This is a genomic window from Nocardia salmonicida NBRC 13393, from assembly GCF_001613085.1.
Classification (GTDB): Bacteria; Actinomycetota; Actinomycetes; order Mycobacteriales; family Mycobacteriaceae; genus Nocardia; species Nocardia salmonicida.
The window spans coordinates 1-16,848 of sequence record NZ_BDBR01000069.1; the positions used below are offsets into that span (position 1 = coordinate 1).

The 16,848-nt window shown below is 66.5% G+C and carries 15 protein-coding genes and 1 pseudogene; 2 read left to right on the forward strand and 14 right to left on the reverse strand.

The genetic code is table 11. The features are described from left to right. The 3 genes from NS1_RS37250 to NS1_RS37260 all read right to left on the reverse strand — a co-directional run. A partial coding sequence (locus NS1_RS37250; RefSeq protein ID WP_218020013.1) for a HAMP domain-containing protein occupies positions 1–678 on the reverse strand: 678 nt, incomplete at its 3' end. A 213-nt stretch (positions 679–891) separates the two neighbouring features. After that, positions 892–1,821: an anti-sigma factor RsbA family regulatory protein gene (locus NS1_RS37255; RefSeq protein WP_062992265.1), complete on the reverse strand. Its 930-nt coding sequence runs from the start codon at positions 1,819–1,821 to the stop codon at positions 892–894. A gap of 256 nt (positions 1,822–2,077) precedes the next feature. Then, positions 2,078–2,461: a DUF732 domain-containing protein gene (locus NS1_RS37260; RefSeq protein ID WP_062992267.1), complete on the reverse strand. Its 384-nt coding sequence runs from the start codon at positions 2,459–2,461 to the stop codon at positions 2,078–2,080. Between the two features lie 480 nt (positions 2,462–2,941). On the opposite strand from NS1_RS37260, the pseudogene NS1_RS37265 reads away from it, so the two are divergent. After that, positions 2,942–4,059 (forward strand): annotated as a pseudogene (locus NS1_RS37265) (cytochrome P450). Positions 4,060–4,519: 460 nt separating this feature from the next. On the opposite strand, the gene NS1_RS37270 reads toward NS1_RS37265, so the two are convergent. The 11 genes from NS1_RS37270 to NS1_RS37320 all read right to left on the reverse strand — a co-directional run bounded on the left by NS1_RS37270 (position 4,520) and on the right by NS1_RS37320 (position 15,470). Next, positions 4,520–5,023 (reverse strand): hypothetical protein, encoded by a 504-nt coding sequence (locus tag NS1_RS37270; RefSeq protein ID WP_062992269.1) that lies wholly within the window; start codon positions 5,021–5,023, stop codon positions 4,520–4,522. Continuing rightward, the gene (locus NS1_RS37275; RefSeq protein ID WP_062992271.1) at positions 5,017–5,667 is read right to left on the reverse strand and encodes a hypothetical protein; all 651 of its coding nucleotides are present in this window, start codon (positions 5,665–5,667) and stop codon (positions 5,017–5,019) included. Before NS1_RS37275 ends, NS1_RS37270 begins: the two co-directional genes overlap by 7 nt. Further along, the gene (locus NS1_RS37280) at positions 5,660–6,283 is read right to left on the reverse strand and encodes a hypothetical protein (RefSeq protein ID WP_062992273.1); all 624 of its coding nucleotides are present in this window, start codon (positions 6,281–6,283) and stop codon (positions 5,660–5,662) included. The genes NS1_RS37275 and NS1_RS37280 overlap by 8 nt, the downstream gene beginning before the upstream one ends. Continuing rightward, positions 6,280–7,035 (reverse strand): ABC transporter ATP-binding protein, encoded by a 756-nt coding sequence (locus NS1_RS37285; RefSeq protein ID WP_062992275.1) that lies wholly within the window; start codon positions 7,033–7,035, stop codon positions 6,280–6,282. Before NS1_RS37285 ends, NS1_RS37280 begins: the two co-directional genes overlap by 4 nt. Then, positions 7,028–8,110: a FecCD family ABC transporter permease gene (locus tag NS1_RS37290; protein WP_062992277.1), complete on the reverse strand. Its 1,083-nt coding sequence runs from the start codon at positions 8,108–8,110 to the stop codon at positions 7,028–7,030. Before NS1_RS37290 ends, NS1_RS37285 begins: the two co-directional genes overlap by 8 nt. Next, positions 8,091–9,215, reverse strand: coding sequence for an ABC transporter substrate-binding protein (locus NS1_RS37295; RefSeq protein WP_063816378.1), 1,125 nt, complete (start codon positions 9,213–9,215; stop codon positions 8,091–8,093). Before NS1_RS37295 ends, NS1_RS37290 begins: the two co-directional genes overlap by 20 nt. Before the next feature lie 190 nt (positions 9,216–9,405). Further along, positions 9,406–10,215 carry an ESX secretion-associated protein EspG gene (locus tag NS1_RS37300; protein WP_062992281.1) on the reverse strand — a complete coding sequence of 270 codons (810 nt, stop codon included), beginning with the start codon at positions 10,213–10,215 and terminating at the stop codon, positions 9,406–9,408. Next, entirely contained in the window at positions 10,212–12,767 is a 2,556-nt protein-coding gene (locus NS1_RS37305; protein ID WP_062992283.1) for a PPE domain-containing protein, read from the reverse strand. The genes NS1_RS37300 and NS1_RS37305 overlap by 4 nt, the downstream gene beginning before the upstream one ends. A 60-nt stretch (positions 12,768–12,827) precedes the next feature. Further along, complete coding sequence (locus NS1_RS37310) at positions 12,828–13,301, reverse strand: YbaB/EbfC family nucleoid-associated protein (RefSeq protein ID WP_062992285.1); 474 nt, start codon at positions 13,299–13,301, stop codon at positions 12,828–12,830. A gap of 7 nt (positions 13,302–13,308) precedes the next feature. Continuing rightward, positions 13,309–13,650 (reverse strand): hypothetical protein, encoded by a 342-nt coding sequence (locus NS1_RS37315; protein ID WP_062992287.1) that lies wholly within the window; start codon positions 13,648–13,650, stop codon positions 13,309–13,311. 26 nt (positions 13,651–13,676) lie between these two features. Then, a complete protein-coding gene (locus NS1_RS37320; RefSeq protein ID WP_062992288.1) occupies positions 13,677–15,470 on the reverse strand; it encodes a WXG100-like domain-containing protein in 1,794 nt (597 codons plus the stop codon). A 232-nt stretch (positions 15,471–15,702) separates the two neighbouring features. On the opposite strand from NS1_RS37320, the gene NS1_RS37325 reads away from it, so the two are divergent. Further along, the gene (locus NS1_RS37325; RefSeq protein ID WP_062992290.1) at positions 15,703–16,836 is read left to right on the forward strand and encodes a hypothetical protein; all 1,134 of its coding nucleotides are present in this window, start codon (positions 15,703–15,705) and stop codon (positions 16,834–16,836) included. Positions 16,837–16,848: the final 12 nt, after the last annotated feature.

Below are 16,848 nucleotides of genomic sequence, written 5' to 3' on the forward strand. Positions count from 1 at the left end.
ACCACCTGCCACGGCGGTGGCGACCTGCGCGATCGAGCGCACCTGCGCGGTGAGGTTGCCGGCCATGAAGTTCACCGAGTCGGTGAGATCTCGCCAGGTCCCGGACACACCCTTGACGTCGGCCTGCCCACCCAGCCTGCCCTCGGTGCCGACCTCACGCGACACGCGGGTGACCTCGTCGGCGAACGAGGAGAGCTGATCGACCATCGTGTTGATGGTGTTCTTCAACTCGAGGATCTCCCCGCGCGCGTTCACCGTGATCTGCTGGCTCAGGTCACCGCGCGCGACCGCGGTGGCGACCTGAGCGATATCACGCACCTGGCTGGTCAGGTTGCCAGCCATCGCGTTCACCGAGTCGGTGAGGTCCTTCCAGGTGCCCGACACACCGGGTACTTCGGCCTGCCCACCGAGGCGTCCGTCGGTGCCGACCTCGCGCGCGACACGGGTGACCTCAGAGGTGAACAGCGACAGCTGGTCCACCATGCCGTTGAACACCGTGGCGATCTCGCCGAGCAGCCCGTCGGCGTCGGTGGGCAACCTGGTGCCGAAATCACCGTCGCGCACCGCGGTCAAACCGGCCAGCAGCCGCCGCAGTTCGACTTCGTCGGTGGCTACCGCGGCCTGCACGGGCGGGGCTTGCTCGGGCACTGCTCGGGCCGGTGCTGCGGTATCCGTCATGGCTGTCCTCGTTGGTCGACCGGTCCGAATCGAACACCTATCCGATCGGTGTGAGGTAGGGCCGACCGTCACCCCACACGACCGAGCGGTGTGTTGCGGATTCGAATGACCACCCGACCGAAGACTTTACGCTGCGACCGTTCGGCGTGAACGCGGCTGACCAGGATTGGGCCCGCTACGGGTTTATCGACGATATGCGAGGCAGATTCTGATTCACACGTCGAGATAGAAGCGGATCGTCGTGCCGTCCTCGCCGGTGTGTATGCGCACCAGATCAGCCAGGTAGTGCACCAGCAGCAGGCCCCTACCGCCGAACTGTCCCTGTTCAGGTGGCCTGCGCCCAGCCAGTGGATCGCTCAGGCACCCGCCGTCGCGAACCTCGAACACGAGCTGTCCCGGCTCGGACCACATCGCGAAGACACCCCGGCCGCCACCGTGCACCACACTGTTGGTTGTCAGTTCCGCGACCGCCAGCTTGGCGTCTTCGAGCCGTACGGCGTCGAGTCCCCCTTTGCTCGCGTGGTCGACGGCGAAGTTGCGGACCGATCGAAGCTCGGCTTCGCCGAAGGCGAAGACGGCGGCATCGGGCGCCGACACCAGCGGCTCGTTGTAGCGGGCCACGATCGTCTGCCAGTCGTAATCGTCGCTGGCCTGCTCGCGCCCCTGACTGATGAGGGTGGGGTGGGTGAGCCGCGCATCTGCCAGGACCGCCGCGTCCAGGCGGGTTTCGTCGTAGGGGCACAGGATGGTCACCGCGCGGCCTTCGAAAGCGGCATTGATCAGCGCTTCGTGCTGCGCGCATGCGGGGTATTCCACGGCGCTACGCCCAGCCCAGATCGGCTCGCCGATGATGCGCACCCGCCCCTTCGGATGCGCGTCGGCGAACCCCTTGAGGACCTTCGGAATGATCCGCCCCGGGTTGCGACCGACTTCGGTCATATCGAGAAACGAGATGCCGCGAGCATCGACGCCGAGCTCGTCCTTGATCAGCTCGAGGTTGGGCCCCGGTACCGCGACGGCCATCGGCTCACCCGCCGCCAAACCCTCGCGCAGGAACACCCCCGTCTGCTGCCTGTATTCCTGCTCGTTTCCATAGAAGAGGGCAGGGTGTTCGAACGCCTCGTTGGCGGTCGCTGTGCTCATCGGGGCATTACCGTCGATTCGGTTCGGGCGGACAACGTTGATAGACGCGGCCACCGGAAGGCGTATCCACGCGCGGGCTCCTTCGCCACCGTCGGCCGACTCTCAGCCGGAATCGGCAGAAGGTAAGAGCCTTCCGGGCGCACAGTCTAGCTCGCCGCGTCGAGCACCGATGATCGGACTCAGCGTGCCGGGCCGGCTCGATGCGTGGAGCCCTGCCCCACCACCGCACTCGGGCAGGTCGACGGTGCGCACGTGGTCACGAGACGAAGTCCGGGCACAGATTCGTGGTCGCGGCACTCACGAACAGCGGGCCCTGATCGAACTGGTAGATCTGCTCAACCGCGGATGTCTCGTCCAGAACCGACACGCCTCCACGCAGATGTTCACACGTCGCGTGGCCCGCGGCGACCAACTCCTTCCCCGACTTCCCCGGCAAGGCCGCGTCGTTAATTCTGATCTCTTCGAGGAACGACTCTTCGTCGGTACTGAACTCGGCTGCTTCGGCGGTGCGGGTCGTGGTGACCTCTACGCTGCGGGGCCCGGTCGTCGGGTCACAGCCCGCGACTGCGGCACCGAGAACCGCGACAGTCAGACTGACCGCTACCACGTTGGCACGCAACTGAATTCGCCCTACGAACATGGTGTTTTCCTTTGATCTCGAGCAGAGGGACCGATACCCTCGATCGATCCTCTCCGACACCGTTTCCGGTGTGCCATCAACGATCCCGCAGCAGTCGACTGCCCGGAACCCACCCCAGGGTTGGCACAACCCAACCTATGAGAAGTCGACCGATCCCCACCCGAGGGTGCCCTCCTCACCGCGGATGGTTGCTCTACGCCTCGGGGCCCCGGCTTAGTCCGCAATGAGTACCGATCGGGGCTCGGAGAGCAGGCCGAGTATCCGCTTACTTGAATGGGATTCATGAGCTATTCGCGGGCTCGCATGTCGCCTCGAATGGTCGGAGTCATTTTGGTGGATGATTAGTGCGCTCATCCATGCCTCCATCATGGCAGGCTGAGGCGGTCGTGGCCGAAGCCGGTCAGCTTGGAACAGACCAGCCGAATCAACGACCCAGAAGGCATAGGGACACAACATGATCGACCGCTTGCGGGCGACGGTTTGTTCGCTACCTACAACTCCGAGCCGAATTGGGCCAAGGTAGACACCGTTCTCGCCCCCGCCTTCACCAAGTCGGCGATGGCCAACTACCACGGCTCGATCATCGAGACCGTTCGGGAGTTGACCGATGTCTGGTCTGCGACACCGCAGTGGATCGACGTGCCGGCGACGACGAACAAGCTGACGTTCGAAATTATTGCGCGCGCGGGGTTCTCGCATTCCTTCGGTTCGCTGGCCGATTCGAACAGCGGTTCTTTCGTCGAAGCGATGGTGCGTGAGCTCGCCTACGCCAACCGCCGCACCGATGTACTCCCCCTGTTCGACAAAGTCTTCCGCTGCGACGACCACGATCGACACAACGCCGACCTGACACATGCGCACGCTTTCGTCGACGACATCATCGAGGCCCGCACAAGCGATCCCCATCGTGAGTATCACGACATTCTCGATCTCATGCTCGACAGCGTCGACCCAGAAACCGGGGAACGTCTCGACACGGTCAACATCCGAAACCAAATCCTCACCTTCCTCATAGCGGGCAGTGAGACCTCCGCCAACACCATCGCCTTCGCTCTGCACTACCTCTCGACCCGCCCCGACATCGCCGCGACCGTCCGCGCCGAACTCGACGAGCGTTGGCCCACAATGGAATTTCCGGACGTCCGCGACGACGACGTAGCCAAGCTGCGCGGTCTGCGCCGCGTCATCGACGAAACCCTGCGGCTGTGGCCAACCGGGCCCGGATACTTCCGCCGGGCCAAACGCGACACCACGCTCTGCGGCCGCTATCGCTTCGCCAAGAAGGACTGGGTACTGGTTTGCTCCTCGCCGCCCACCGAGACCCGGCCTGGGGCCCCGACGCAGACCAGTTCAACCCCGACCGATTCCTGCCGGACAACATCCGCGGCCTACCGCCCCGCGTCTACAAACCTTTCGGCACCGGGGCCCGTGCCTGCATCGGCCGCCAGTTCGCCCACCACGAAATAGCGGTCACCCTCGCAGCACTTCTGCACCAGTTCGACCTGGAATCCGACCCGGGATATGACTTGGATGTCCGCGAAACTCTCACCCTCAAGCCCGCAGGTCTCCGACTTCGAGCATATCGACGTCGCCGCTAGGTCATAAGTCTGTCCCCCGCGTCTGCTCACACCCACCGCAGCAGTCACAGGATAGGACTGCTGCGGCCACTTCCACGGTGAACTACCGATGCGGGTTCGTCGGTGCACCCATGTTTCCGCCAATGATCAGCAGCGAGGTTCTTCGCGACGGGTACGCGGCCGCTGCCGTCGGCGGACCGTCGGACTGTCACCGAAATACCCTTGGCGACAGCACTATTCGGCCGCCGGACTTGTCGTACCCGCCTGGTACAAATTTGTCGTCGGTCGCTCATCGGTGACCGACCGGGGGATCGGAACGACGAAGCTCGAGGTGGGTCTGCGTTGGGTCGAGTGCCAGGCACCCCGTCGCCATCGGCGTCGAATGAGTTCGTCGACAGCAGGGGAACCCTTCGACCCATCTTTGGGGATACTGAATTGCTCATCGTGGCCACCGATCAGAAGTACCTATCAGTGGCCTGACTCAGCGTGTCGGCTGCGGCACCTCTTCGTAGACCTCGCCGACCTCGCCGCCCAGCAGTCGGTCGGTCATCTCCTGTTTCAGCACGGTCAGTCGTTCGTCGTCGGCCGGAGTGCGGTCGCTACGGGCTCCGAGCTCGATGAATTCGTCGGTGACGAATCCCGCGTCGCGCAACCGCACCAGCACGGTCCGGTCGCGGTAGCGAAATTCCCAGACGTAGCGGGCCAGGGTGACACCGCGGTCGGTCGCGGCGAGTTCGGGCACGACGACGAAACGATCGCCGGTGACCGCACGCAAGGCCATTTCGATCGCGTCTCGGCCGCCGGGGCCGGGGAACGCGGTGCGGACGGTGACCTCACGGCGCTCGACGGGACCGAGCACCGCGACGGCATGGCGCATCGCGCAGTACGCGTGCGCCACCCCGCCGGGGAAGTGTGGCCCGTGGTACTTCATCAGATCGGTGAACGAGATATCGATCGGCGTGCCCGATTCGAGGACTGTCAGCATGTTTTCCTCCGGTCGGCGGTGGCCCAGTACAACGCTGAGTAGAGCAATTGCGTTGCGCCGGGCATGAATCCGGACCCGTGGTGATAGACCGGGTCCATGGTGGTGACCAGCAGACGACCGGGGGTCGACTGCTCGTCGAGATAGAGAATCGAACCGTCGCGGGCGCCGTCCTCGGTGTGCAGATCGACCAGGCTCACCGCGCCGGGTGGGGGCTCGAGCACACCGTGGTAGTGCCAGATCACCGCGCGATCGGCAAAGAAATCCCAGGCTGGATGGTCCGGGGCGCGTGTGCGCAGCCGGTGGTCCTCGCCGGTTCGCCACCACCAGAACACGGTGGGACGGCTCTGTTGGCGGACACCGGGCACCCAACCCTCCACGGCGTTCTCGCCGAAGACCAAGACGGTGGCGCCGCGGTCGAGGGAGGCGAGAATGCTTGCGGTCCAGTGCCCCAACAGATCCGGGCGGAGCCGGTCGGACACCACGATCACGTCGATGTCGGTGAGTTCCTCGGGCGTCCCGGTCCGCACATGGATCGGACGGAGCCGGTAGGGCGCCAGTGCGGGGTCTGCCAGGGTGGCCAGTTGCGCGTGGCTGCCGCCGTGTAGCAAGGCGATCGAGCAGGCGGCGCGAACGAGGTCAGTCATCGCGGCCTTCCAGCCATCGGACGAGCTGGGTGCGCAATCGCTGCGTGCCACGCGCGGCGGTGGCGAACTGCAGCAGATCGTTGCCGCCGTGTACCAGGACCCGGCCCGCGCCGAGCGGGTAGTCGTAGTCGACCGGGGCGTTGGTTGTCCCGAGTGTGTGCACCACTCGGGCGTCGTCGGGCAGGTCCGCATACCAGCCACGCCCGTAGAAGCCGGCAACGCCGATCCGGGCCAGTACTTCGAACGGCACAGGCCCCGGCGTTCCGGTGTTGTACAGGAAGGACTTCGGGTCGGTGCCTGCCCACACAGGATGCACGTTCACGCGGGTCAGCGTGAGATCGCGCGGGCTGCGGAAGTCGAGCTTTCGCCACGTGCTCAAACCGTCCAGGAAGCGGCGTTGCACGTGCCCGTTGATGACCACGCGTCCGCCGCGGGTGACAAAGGAATCCAAGAACGGTCGCTGGTGGAGCAGGTACTCCTGATCGACATCGCCGGTCAGATACACCCCGGTGACCGCGTCGTCGCATTCGGTCGACAGGTCGTAGACATCTATTTCTCGCATGCCGTCGATCACCTGCCGGTCGCGCGGGGCCATGAGGGCGTTGAGCACCGTCACGAGATTCCCCTGCCGAAATCGGGAACTGTCAGTCGCCTTATCGCACTCGGCGTTTCGATGTCGGCGGTGACGATCGGCACCCCGTACATCTCGGAAAGCAGTGCACCGGTGAGCAACTCGCGGGTCGGACCGATCCGCTGGTCGTCGGCGCTCACCATCAGCATCGACCGTTCGGCCACGTGCAGTGCGTGATCGGGGTGGTGGGTGGTCATCACGACCGCCATTCCCTCGTCGGCGAGCGCGCGGAGCACAGTCAGCACCTGGGCTTGGTTGCGGAGGTCGAGGGCGGCGGCGGGTTCGTCGAGCACGATGGTGTCGCAGTCGGAGACCAACGCCCTTGCGATGAGCACCAATTGGCGCTCGCCGCCGCTGAGTCCGGTGTAGTCACGGTCCGCGAGATGGGAAACGCCGACCCGGTGCAGCGCCTCCCGCGCGGCCTCGCGGTCGGTGGCGGTGGGAGTGCTGTAGATCTTCACCGTCCGCGCCCTGCCCATGAGCACGATATCGAGCACCGAGAACGAGAACACCACCGAATGGCTCTGCGGGACGTAACCCACGCCGCCGGTCGTCGTGACGGAACCGGTCACCGGGCGCGTGATTCCGGCCAGACACTTGAGCATCGTGGTCTTGCCACGTGCGTTCGGTCCGAGCACCGCGAAAACCTGACCCGCCGCGGCGCGGACCGAGACATCACGAAAGATCCACGGCCCCTTGGCCGAATAGCGGAACGACAACGAGCTCGCCTCAAGCATCCGAACCCCACAGGCGGGTTCGGTTGCGGATCAGCAGCGCCACGAAGAAGGGTGCGCCGATGATGGCGGTGAGGATGCCGATCGGGATCTCGGCGGTGCTGATCGTGCGCGAGAGGGTGTCGATCAGGGTGAGGTAGATGGCGCCGAGCAAAGCGCTGACCGGCAGCACCATCCGGTTGTCGGTGCCGACCATCATGCGCACCAGGTGCGGCACGACCAGTCCCACCCAGCCGATCACCCCGGCGACCGATACCGATCCCGCGGTGATCAACGCGACGCACACCAGCAGCAGGTTGCGCAGCCGCTGGGGTGAGAGCCCCAGCGCGGTGGCGTCCTCGTCGCCCATCGCCAGAATGTTCAGCCGCCAGCGCAGCGCGAGCACCACCAGTCCCGCCGCAACGATCGGGATCGCCGCGGTCAACACCTTCGGGTAGCTGGCCGTCGCGAGTGAACCCATGAGCCAGAAGACGATCGAGGGAAGTTCGCTGTAGGGGTCGGCGATATAGGTGATGAACGAGACCATCGCCCCGAACATCGCACCGACCACGGTGCCGCCGAGGATGATCATCAACAGCGGCGCCCCCGGCACGGCCCGAGCGATCGCCACGACCAGCGCCAATGCCGCAACGCCGCCGAGGAACGCCCCGCCCACCAGTGCGGCGCCGCTGAATCCGGCGAGCAGGATCAGCACGCCGCCGAATGAGGCACCCGATGACACGCCGAGGACCTGGGCGCTGGCGAGCGGGTTGCGGAACACCGCCTGCATCACCGCACCGGTGAGCGCGAGCCCGGCCCCCAACAGGATCGACAACAGGACGCGGGGAAGGCGCACATCGAGCACCACCGTGGCTTCCTGCGGGTACCAGGTCTGCTCGATCGGCAGGAACTGTCCCAACAGGATTCGAACGATCTCGTTCGGCGGGACCGCGTAGCGGCCGACGGCCAGTGCGCCGACCGCCACGACGATCAGCAGCAGCAAGAACCCCGGAACGGCCAGCATCCGCCGATCGAACCCCGCCCGCGGCGGCGCCGGATCAACCGGCGCCGCCGCCTGATCAACGGAGGAACTGGTCATAACCGGCAGCGTCTTTGTTGAGGTCCAGACGCAGGACCTGGTCGATCTCGTCGTCGGTGATCCGATAGGCGAACAGATTGTCGAACCCGGCGCGAATGTCTTCGCGCAGTTGCCCATCGCGCGTGCCCGGGTACAGGATCTGGTGCATCCACAGCCACATCAGTGGTGATTCCGCGCCCGGCACCTGCCAGCGGTAGCCACCGAGTGGGGTCTTGTAGACGCGCTTGTTCTGCACAGCGCTGACATCGGCCAGCCTCGGGTCGGCATAGATGTCGGCAGGAGTGCTCTGGTCGAATCCGCTGAGCATGATGACCTCGGGATTCCAGGCCAGGATCTGTTCGGGGCCCACCTGTCCGGAGTCGGAGACGAAACCCTTGCTGACCAGATCCCCGCCGACCAGGTCGAACTGGAATCCGTCGTAACCCTTGGCGCTGGTGGTGCTATAGGTGTCACCGGTGCGCGACAGGATCATCGCCCGCGGCCGTTGGCCCTGCTTCGAGGCCACTCGGGCGCGCATCTCGGACTGCTCGGCGCGCTGCCAGTCGACGAGTTGCTGTCCACGTTCCGGCTTACCCGCGATCTGCGAGAACAACGTGATCCACTGTTCGAGGTCATCCTGGGTTCCGTATTTCAGTCCGACCACCGGGAAGCCCGCCGACTCGATCGGCGCGATCACGTCGTTGCCCCGATCACCCCACTGCACAACGACATCGGGATCGAGTTGCAGCAGCGTCTCGACGTTCGGCACGAAATCGTTGCCCGCGACAACCGCAGAGTCGGCCGAGGCGGGGAACATGGTCGCGAACATGCCACCGCGATTAGCGACCAGCGTCGACTGATTGAGGCCGACGATGCGGTCGTAGCTGCGGTCCACCGCGGCGAAGATCGAGGGTGCCGGCATCACGGTGAACGCCACTTTGTCGGCGGGTCCGTCCAGGGTGACGGTCTGGCCGCGCTGGTCGACGATTGTCAGCGCTCCCGCGCCGGCCGCGTTGTCGGCCTGCGCTTCTCGGCTCGAGCACCCAGCGGTCAGAGCGAGGGCTCCGATCATGCCGACGGTCATCCATCGCCGGGCCCGAAGGCTCCCCCGCTGCGTAATCGCCATGCGCTGTACCGTCCCACTCTGAAACCATCATCCAATAAGTGAAGTTAGCCTAACCTATGTCGATGGATGGCTGGGAAGTGTCGCACAGCCCGGCCCACGTCGGATTGACCGCGTGGCATGGCGCTGCCGATCAGGAGCTGCTACGCCGTACGCCCTCGGCGCGCCGACTATCGGCCGAGCCGGGTTCTGCTCACTCCTCGGTTTCGCTATGCGATTCCATACGGGTGAGAATTTCCTCGATCCGGTCGCGCATCCAGAGGGCCAGCCGGTCGCTGCTCATGGCGCCGGCGACCGGGGCAGGGTCGTCGAGCGGCATTACGTAGCGCCCGTCGTCGGGAAGGTCGCGCCACAACAGGCCCGTTTCGATCCGCCCGCGGGGTCCGTATTTCGAGTGGCCTTGCAGCACTTTGACGATGCCGGTGCTGAGAGCGGGGGTGGCGAAGAACCCGGCGCTGCGGGCGGGGTCGTCGCTGAGGTCGTCATCGGCGTCGTCATCGGCGATGCTGGATACCGGGCGGTCGCGCTCCTGTATCGGTGCGGTGTCGGGCAGTGAGAGCGCAATGTCGGCGAGCTTGCCTGCGCCGCAGCGCGGGAGTAGTCCGATCACGGTGTCGGCCAGGGAATACGGGTCGCATTCGACGGCGTCGAAACCGCCGCTGTGCGCGAGGGTTTCACCCGGGCGCTGGGTGATCACGTAGCCGCGTGCCCGATGCCGGATCGCGTGCACCCGGATGCGCGCCGCGGGATTTCCGAAATCCTGGTCGTTCCACGCGTGCGCGACGACGAAGACGTCGGGTTTGGCGATCGCGCCCGCCAAGGCGTCGAGATCGTGGTCGAGTCGGTGTCGCAATTGCTGGCGTACCTGCGATTTCTCCCGCTCGTAGTCCTCTTCGAGACGGGTGCGGCTGGTGAAGATGAACGGTGCGGGCAGCTCGCCCCGCCGGACGTCCTCGCAGAGGAGATTGAACTCCAGGTCGGTGAATTCCCAGGTCTGGCTCATGAGTCGGCCACCGGTCGCACTCGGTCGGGCATCGGGCCGAGGGCTTCGTCGAGGTGAACTCTCGACTGCAGAAATTTGGCGGGCTTGTGCCCGCCGCCGGCGTTCTGTCCCGCGCCACCGGCGCCGCCGGGCGGCATCATGGGCATCCCGCCGCCGGGCAGGCCGTCGGTGCGCGCAGCGGCCGCCGCGGCGGGATAGATCGGCTGTTCGGCCCCGGGCAGCCCCGCGCGTGGGTACAGGGCGGTGCTGGAATGTTGGGCCAGCGTTTCCGCTGCACCGACGCCGCCGACGACTCCACCGCCGCCTGCCCCCGCGCCACCCGCGCCCGAACCACCCGCGCCCGCAGAATCGACGGGGGCGAGCCCCGCGGCTGTGGACAACGCGTCCGGATCGAATTGCCGCAGCATGTCTTGTATCTCCTGTGTGCCAGGTAGTGCGCTGCCGAATTGAGTGAGCGAATCCAGTCCCTGGGTCAGCGCCTTCCCCAGTTGGCCGAGGAAGTCGCTGCCCGCGGAAGCGAGTGAACTCTGTGCGCCTCCCGCACTCGAAGCCGCGTCCTGCGAGGCGATGCCGGCCCCGGCCGACGATAGGCCTTCCGTGCCGCCGGTCGCCGCCGCCAGTGCCTGCTCGTCCAACGCTCCCGGCAGGTTCTCCAGCACGGCCCGCACCCCCGCCGGATCCACCCCGCTGAGCTCGGCGAGCGCGTTCTCGTCGACCACGTCGGGGATGCTGTCCAGAATCGACCGCACCTGTTCCGGGGGCAATCCGGTGAGGTCGGACAATAAGTTCTCGTCGAGCAGGTCAGGCAGGTTGTCCAGGACCGACTTCACCTGCGTGGGGTCTGCGCCCATCGCGGCGCCGAGAGCATCCCCGAGCGCGCCTGCGCCCAACTCCGAACCCGTGCCGCCCGAACTGGACTGTTTCCCGCCCGATGCCCCACCTCCCGCACCGGAAGACCCGCGCGGTAGCGGGACCGAACCAAGGGAGGGGACCGCCGGCATACCGGAACCGGTGGCTGATGCCAGCTGTTCGGCGGATGGCAAGCTGCTGCGGGGGAAGGCCGAGCTACCCGATCCACCAGCCGAACGCGTCGGCGTCGCGCTGCCCTGGGACGCCGCACCTCCGCCGACCACGCCTGCGGGAGTGGCACCCCCACCGGACGCATCCGCACCGAGGCCCGCGCCCGCGGCGTCGTAGCCCGCAGGCAGCGAACCGATGTCGGGCGCGGCGCCCCCTGTGTTCTGGGTGCCGGGCAGACCCGCACCCGACCCGGCACCACCACTGGATTCCTGGTCCTGCTGCCAGTGGGCACTGCGCTGGTCCTCGCCGAGTTGCTGGGTGCCGTCGCCCTCGTTGCCGTAAGGATTGCCCTGGTTGCCGTAACCATTGCCCTGGTTGCCGTAACCATTGCCCTGATCGCCGTAACCATTGCCCTGGTTGCCGTAACCATTGCCCGTGTTGCCGTAGCCGCCACCCTGGTCGCCGTAACCGTTGCCCGGGGTAGCCCAGCCGGGACCGCCCTGCTGTCCGCCACCGTTCTGGTTGTCACCCGGCGTGTTCTGACCCTGACCCGGGGTGGGTTGTGGGGTGGCGATCGGCCCGTCGACTGCCGGAATTACCGACACCGTGTTCTTCATGCCCTCGCCGTAGTGCTTTTGCCACTCGTCGCGATACCGCCTGGTCACCCGCCCGGGGCAGCAGTCACCGGCGTCCGACGTCGCGGGCATGCTCAGTTTGGTGAGGTGCAGCCACTGCGCGGTGTAGTCGAGGTTCTGGCTCATGGCGATCATCGAGTTGACCAGCGGTTGCACACCGTTGGAGTAGTTCGTGACCGCCGTCGCGGCGGCGGTCGCGCCCTGTCCCTCCCAGCCATCGGTCCCCGCCGAGATCACCGTGACGAAGTTGTTCAGCCTGCTGAGCAGGTCGGTGGACAGGGAGTACCAGGTCCCCGCGGCCGCGAGTACCGGTTGCGGATCGAGATCGCGCCCCAGTTCGTACATCTCGGTGAAGCTGAGACTGTCCTTGTTCTCGATGCTGGCTTTGGCGCCGGTATCCTTCGCGCCCTGGTAATCCTTCAACGACGACGGGAAACTCTCGGCCTTGAAGGGCGACGGATTGCCGAAGGTGGCGTCGGGGGCACCGGGGGCCGCGGTGCCCGGTTCGTACGGGGTCGCCGCGGTCGGCATCTTCAGTTCGCCGAGCGCCTTGATGTTGTCTCTGGAACCGTCGTCGGTGCTCACATACGACTTTCCCGCGGCGATGTAGGTTTCGCCCATATCGGTGACGATCTTCGCGTGGTCATTGAGGATGGTGAACAAGCGGGATCCCTTGGCACTGAACGCCATCGCGAGCTGGGTGCCGGAAGTCAGGGTGCCGATAGGCGCGAAATTGTTCAGGCGCAGATCGGTCACCGCGGCGCCCATCCCGAGTAGATCGTCGACCAGATCGGCGCAGGCTTTGGCCGCTGCCAAAGCCTGCGCCGGGTCGAAGGCGAGATATCCCGCCTTCGCCTGGTTCTCCAGGCCGGACCACGTGTTCGGTTCGAGGGCCATCGTCGCCTTTCTTCGCCGGGATCGGATCCCGCTTCGTTCGAATATCCGCGTGCGGGTGCGTCAGTCGTCGTTGTCAGCGACCGCGGAGCGCGGCCCGGGGATGCCGGAACCGTCCGTCGGCCATCGGCTGTGATCAGGCGGAACCGTCGGCGGAGCAGGCGCGGTCGGTAATATCGCGCCCAGATCGGGTGCGCCCTCGATGATCTCGGAGAGTTTGGGCAGCGCATCGCGCCGTTCGAGCAGCGGCGTCATCAATTCCCTGCTGCGACTGGCTACGTCGGCGGCCGCGGACTGGACGGCCGCTGTCAGGTTCGTGGCGATTTCCTCGAGGCTCAGATCGAGGACGTCGTCGGCGAATTTTGTGGCGATCAGGAGCCCATCGGCGTTCACTGTCACTTCGATGCGCTTATCGCACGCGGTCACTGTGGCTGTGAGGAGCGCGCGCTGCTTCTGGAGTTCGGCGATCCCGCGGAACTGTTCGCCGAGGCCGTCGAGCATCGTCGCCATATCCGCGCGCAAGCGGTCGTTGAACATGGGGCGCTCACGCCTTCCCTGGGCCGAGGTTCTCACTGGAGGCTTGGTCGGTGCCGGTGAGCGAGTTCGCTGCCTCGCGCTGACCCTTCGCCATATCGCTGAGGGTCTGCGCGGCGCCGATGGCGCCTTCGATCAGGTTGTTGCGCGCCGCCATGTAGCCCGTGGGGCCATCGGCGAATTTCTTGCCACGCTTGTCGGTTCCCCACGGAAGGAAGGTGAGGTCGGCTTCTACTCCGGCGAGCGTGCTGCGGAGTTTGTCGGCGGCTGCCGTCACTTTCGTCGACAGCTCGTCGGTCAATTCCGATGCCTTGCGCAGTTTCTGGGGGTCGACCTCGACGTTTCCGGCCATCGCGCACTCCTTTCGATATCGGTTGGCTAGAGGGTGAAAGGAACATCGACGTTCGCGTCGGCCTGGGCGGGATCCGCGCCCGCCCAGTCGCTCGAGTGCGAAGCACCTGCGGGAGGCGGCTCGTAGGCCCCAGGCAGCGGCTCCACCGATGGCACCTGCTTCGGGCGGGGCTTGCCGCGTACGTCTTTTCCCTCACCCAGAAACGGTTCGTCGGCCCCGGCCCGGTGGTGACCGGCGCCGTCCGGGGTCGGTGGCCGACTGCCAGTCGGGGTAGGTGGTTCGCTGCCGACCGGGGGCGGCAGCTGCCCACCCCCGACCAATCCGGTGTTGCCGTGCGGCGGCTGTCCGGTCGGGCCCCAGCCGTCCACCGACGACTCGAACGAGGTCGGTGGCCTGCCGGTGAAGGCGCCGGGTTGACTGGCAGCCGTCACGAAGCTGGGGGTCGAACCCGCGTGCGATCCCGAAACCGTGCTGGCTGCATCGTGATACACCGTCTCGGGTGTGCCGGGGCGAGGGGCGGGCCCGCTCGATGCATCGTGGTACACCGACTCCGGTGTGCCGGGGCGTGGACCGTGCCCGCTCGCTCCGTCGCCGCGCACGGAGGATCCCGAACTCGAGCTACCGGAAGACGAACCACCGTCGCCGCGACCGGAGTACGTCCCGGCCACACTGCCACCGCTGAACCCCGAGCCGGGGCGCGACGGGGCGACGCCGGCGCCGGACGAGGAGCTGGTGGACGATCCATCGGTGACCGGCGGACCGGCGGTACCGCCTGCCGCGGGTTTCGGCATCCACACGTAGGAGCGAATGTCTCCGCGCCCCGGGGGAATCGAAGTTCCCAGGGCGAATCCGCCCCGCGCCCCGCCGACGGCGGCTCCGCGCGCGATGCCGCCGGTCCAGCCCGCACCGGAGGCGAACGACGACCAATCGCCGGTGGCCGCGCCCACCGCCAGGTTTCCGAAAGCGGTACCGATGCCACCGGACACACCGCCGATCACCATGCCTCGGCCCACTCGCCCCGGCGCGTTGTTCAGCTGCTTGCCTGCGACTTTGTCGATGCCCTTGCCAAGGTATCGACCGACCTCACGGCCGGGAATCATTCCGGCAACGCCCGCGAGGACCGACAACCCGAACTCGCGACCGTTGAAATGCCGGCGCTTACCATCCGCGATCTGGCCGACCTGCACCCCGCCGTTGATCGCGCCGACGATGGCAGTAGCCTCGATCGCCCGCACACCGTAGACGCCGTACCCCTTGGCGGTCGGCAGTACCGGCTTCAGCCGTACCGCTTGGGACCAGAAGTGCCGTTTGACTGTCGGGGCGCCGAGTCTGGCGGCGATCGAAGTGATGATCTTTTGAACGAAGTCCTCGAACACCTTGAGAAAGGACCGGGTCGTGGTGATCGCGGCCGCCTCGACCGCAGGCGCGGTCGGCGGAAACACCCATGCCCACAGGATTTCCAGCGCCAGCCAGACCAGGGTCACGATGACGGTGATCTTGGTCGCCTGGATTTCGGTGCCCATGTCGAACGCGCTGTCGGAGATCGTCTGCATCAGTTCGGCCAGCGCCTCCACAGACTGGTCCCCAGTACGCAGGATGTCGTAGCGGCTGCCCATCGCGACACCGCCTTCACCTTGCGGATAGGCCGACACGGTGGTCGCCTTGGCCTCATCGATGCCTGCGAGCAGCGCCTCTATTTCCGCGCTCGCCGCCTTCCATGCCTCCGCGACATCCCAGCACGCATCCTCGTCGCCTTCCGGCCAAGCCGTGCCGGCCACCCAGGCCAGCCACTTCAACCCGTCCGGCATGATGAGGGTCACGACTGCTCAGCGGGGCACCGGAGCACTCTTGGTTCGCTCGGCAAAGCGGTCCTCCTCGGCGTTCGATGTCCTCGGATTAGACCGCAAGAAGTTGAACCCGCAGCGACCTGAAAGCGAATTCTGCTCGCGCACAGCATGTGTCGGTCGGTAAAGAGCGAAAGTTCGGTTTCACCAACACCGTTCGTTTCCCGCCGGGTGGTAGCGTGCGCCGCGATCGAGGAGGTGCTCTATCGTGACCGACACCGAGGACCCGACCGAGGCCGGACCGCCACCGCCGGATGCGGCGAGCCGTCGTATCGCCGCGCTGCTGACCGGACTCGCGGAGCCCGGCAGGGGGATCCACGCAATATTCGTGCTGACGGTCGCCGCGGAACTGGCCTCGGTTGTCGCCACTGACGAGCAGGGCCAGCCGGTCCAGATCCTGCCGCCGGAAGAGGTCATGGGACTGGTCCGCGTGCACCGGGAGGCATCGACCGGCCGGCCCGACGGCCCCTGGTGGCGCTACCTGCTCGTGGTTTCGGAAACGGGTGAGGTGCGCACGGATTACGACTTCGGCGAGCAACCCTTTCCCGACGAACACCTTTTCCCCGCCGAGGTCTATCGAGCCGATCTCGAGGCCTTCCCACGACGCCGACTGCCGGTGTGGCTCGCCGCCCATATCGGGCACGCGGACAGGCAGTCTCGCCCCGCCGAGATGGCAGCGAGGGCTGAGCCGGTCGTGGCGGCCGTGACCGTCGAGCTACCCGCGCTGCCGTTGCTGGTGGCACGGTGGGCGGTGCTGTCCGCGGCCTTCGTCGCGGTCGGCTCACCGTGGGGGCCACGGGTGTTGCCCGCGCTCGGCTTGTTCGAGGGGACCGAGCGCAGCGGCTCCTCGCTCTGGATCATGCCCGGTGACCGCGCCGTCCTGTCCGGAGGAGTGTGGAACGATCCCGTTCTCGACGCCGTCTACAACAGCGAAGCGCCGATGCCGGACTTCTACGCGGGCGCGCCGGCGTGGGTGGCGAATGCGACGCTGAACCCGCGCGCGGGCATCGGCCTGCTGTCCTTCTGCTATTGGTGGGACGACGGCCGGTGGTATCGCGCACCCGGACACGCCGCCGGCGATATCGCCGCAGCTGTGCCCGGTGTGTGGAGCGAGGAGAGCGTCGCTGCCATCGTGGCCGCGCTGGTGGCGGAGGAACCCGACGCCCACACCCGTGAGGCTGCGCTCGGGCTGGTCCGCGCCGCCGATCGCGGGGAGGTCGGACGCGGCTTACTCGCAGAGGTTTTCGGCGAGGGCGCCATCGACGACGCGTATCTCCAATTGACCATGGCGGGTATATCTACACCTCGCTCGGCATGGACGGTGCCGTCTCAACCGGCATGAAAGCGAGGACGA

Excerpts from the sequence above, each read along its gene's own strand:
- NS1_RS37310 (WP_062992285.1), bottom strand. The coding sequence starts at position 13,301 with ATGTTCAACGACCGCTTGCGCGCGGATATGGCGACGATGCTCGACGGC.
- NS1_RS37255 (WP_062992265.1), bottom strand. The coding sequence starts at position 1,821 with ATGAGCACAGCGACCGCCAACGAGGCGTTCGAACACCCTGCCCTCTTC.
- NS1_RS37300 (WP_062992281.1), bottom strand. The coding sequence starts at position 10,215 with ATGAGCCAGACCTGGGAATTCACCGACCTGGAGTTCAATCTCCTCTGC.
- NS1_RS37315 (WP_062992287.1), bottom strand. The coding sequence starts at position 13,650 with ATGGCCGGAAACGTCGAGGTCGACCCCCAGAAACTGCGCAAGGCATCG.
- NS1_RS37260 (WP_062992267.1), bottom strand. The coding sequence starts at position 2,461 with ATGTTCGTAGGGCGAATTCAGTTGCGTGCCAACGTGGTAGCGGTCAGT.
- NS1_RS37270 (WP_062992269.1), bottom strand. The coding sequence starts at position 5,023 with ATGCTGACAGTCCTCGAATCGGGCACGCCGATCGATATCTCGTTCACC.
- NS1_RS37275 (WP_062992271.1), bottom strand. The coding sequence starts at position 5,667 with ATGACTGACCTCGTTCGCGCCGCCTGCTCGATCGCCTTGCTACACGGC.
- NS1_RS37295 (WP_063816378.1), bottom strand. The coding sequence starts at position 9,215 with ATGGCGATTACGCAGCGGGGGAGCCTTCGGGCCCGGCGATGGATGACC.
- NS1_RS37305 (WP_062992283.1), bottom strand. The coding sequence starts at position 12,767 with ATGGCCCTCGAACCGAACACGTGGTCCGGCCTGGAGAACCAGGCGAAG.
- NS1_RS37285 (WP_062992275.1), bottom strand. The coding sequence starts at position 7,035 with ATGCTTGAGGCGAGCTCGTTGTCGTTCCGCTATTCGGCCAAGGGGCCG.
- NS1_RS37290 (WP_062992277.1), bottom strand. The coding sequence starts at position 8,110 with ATGACCAGTTCCTCCGTTGATCAGGCGGCGGCGCCGGTTGATCCGGCG.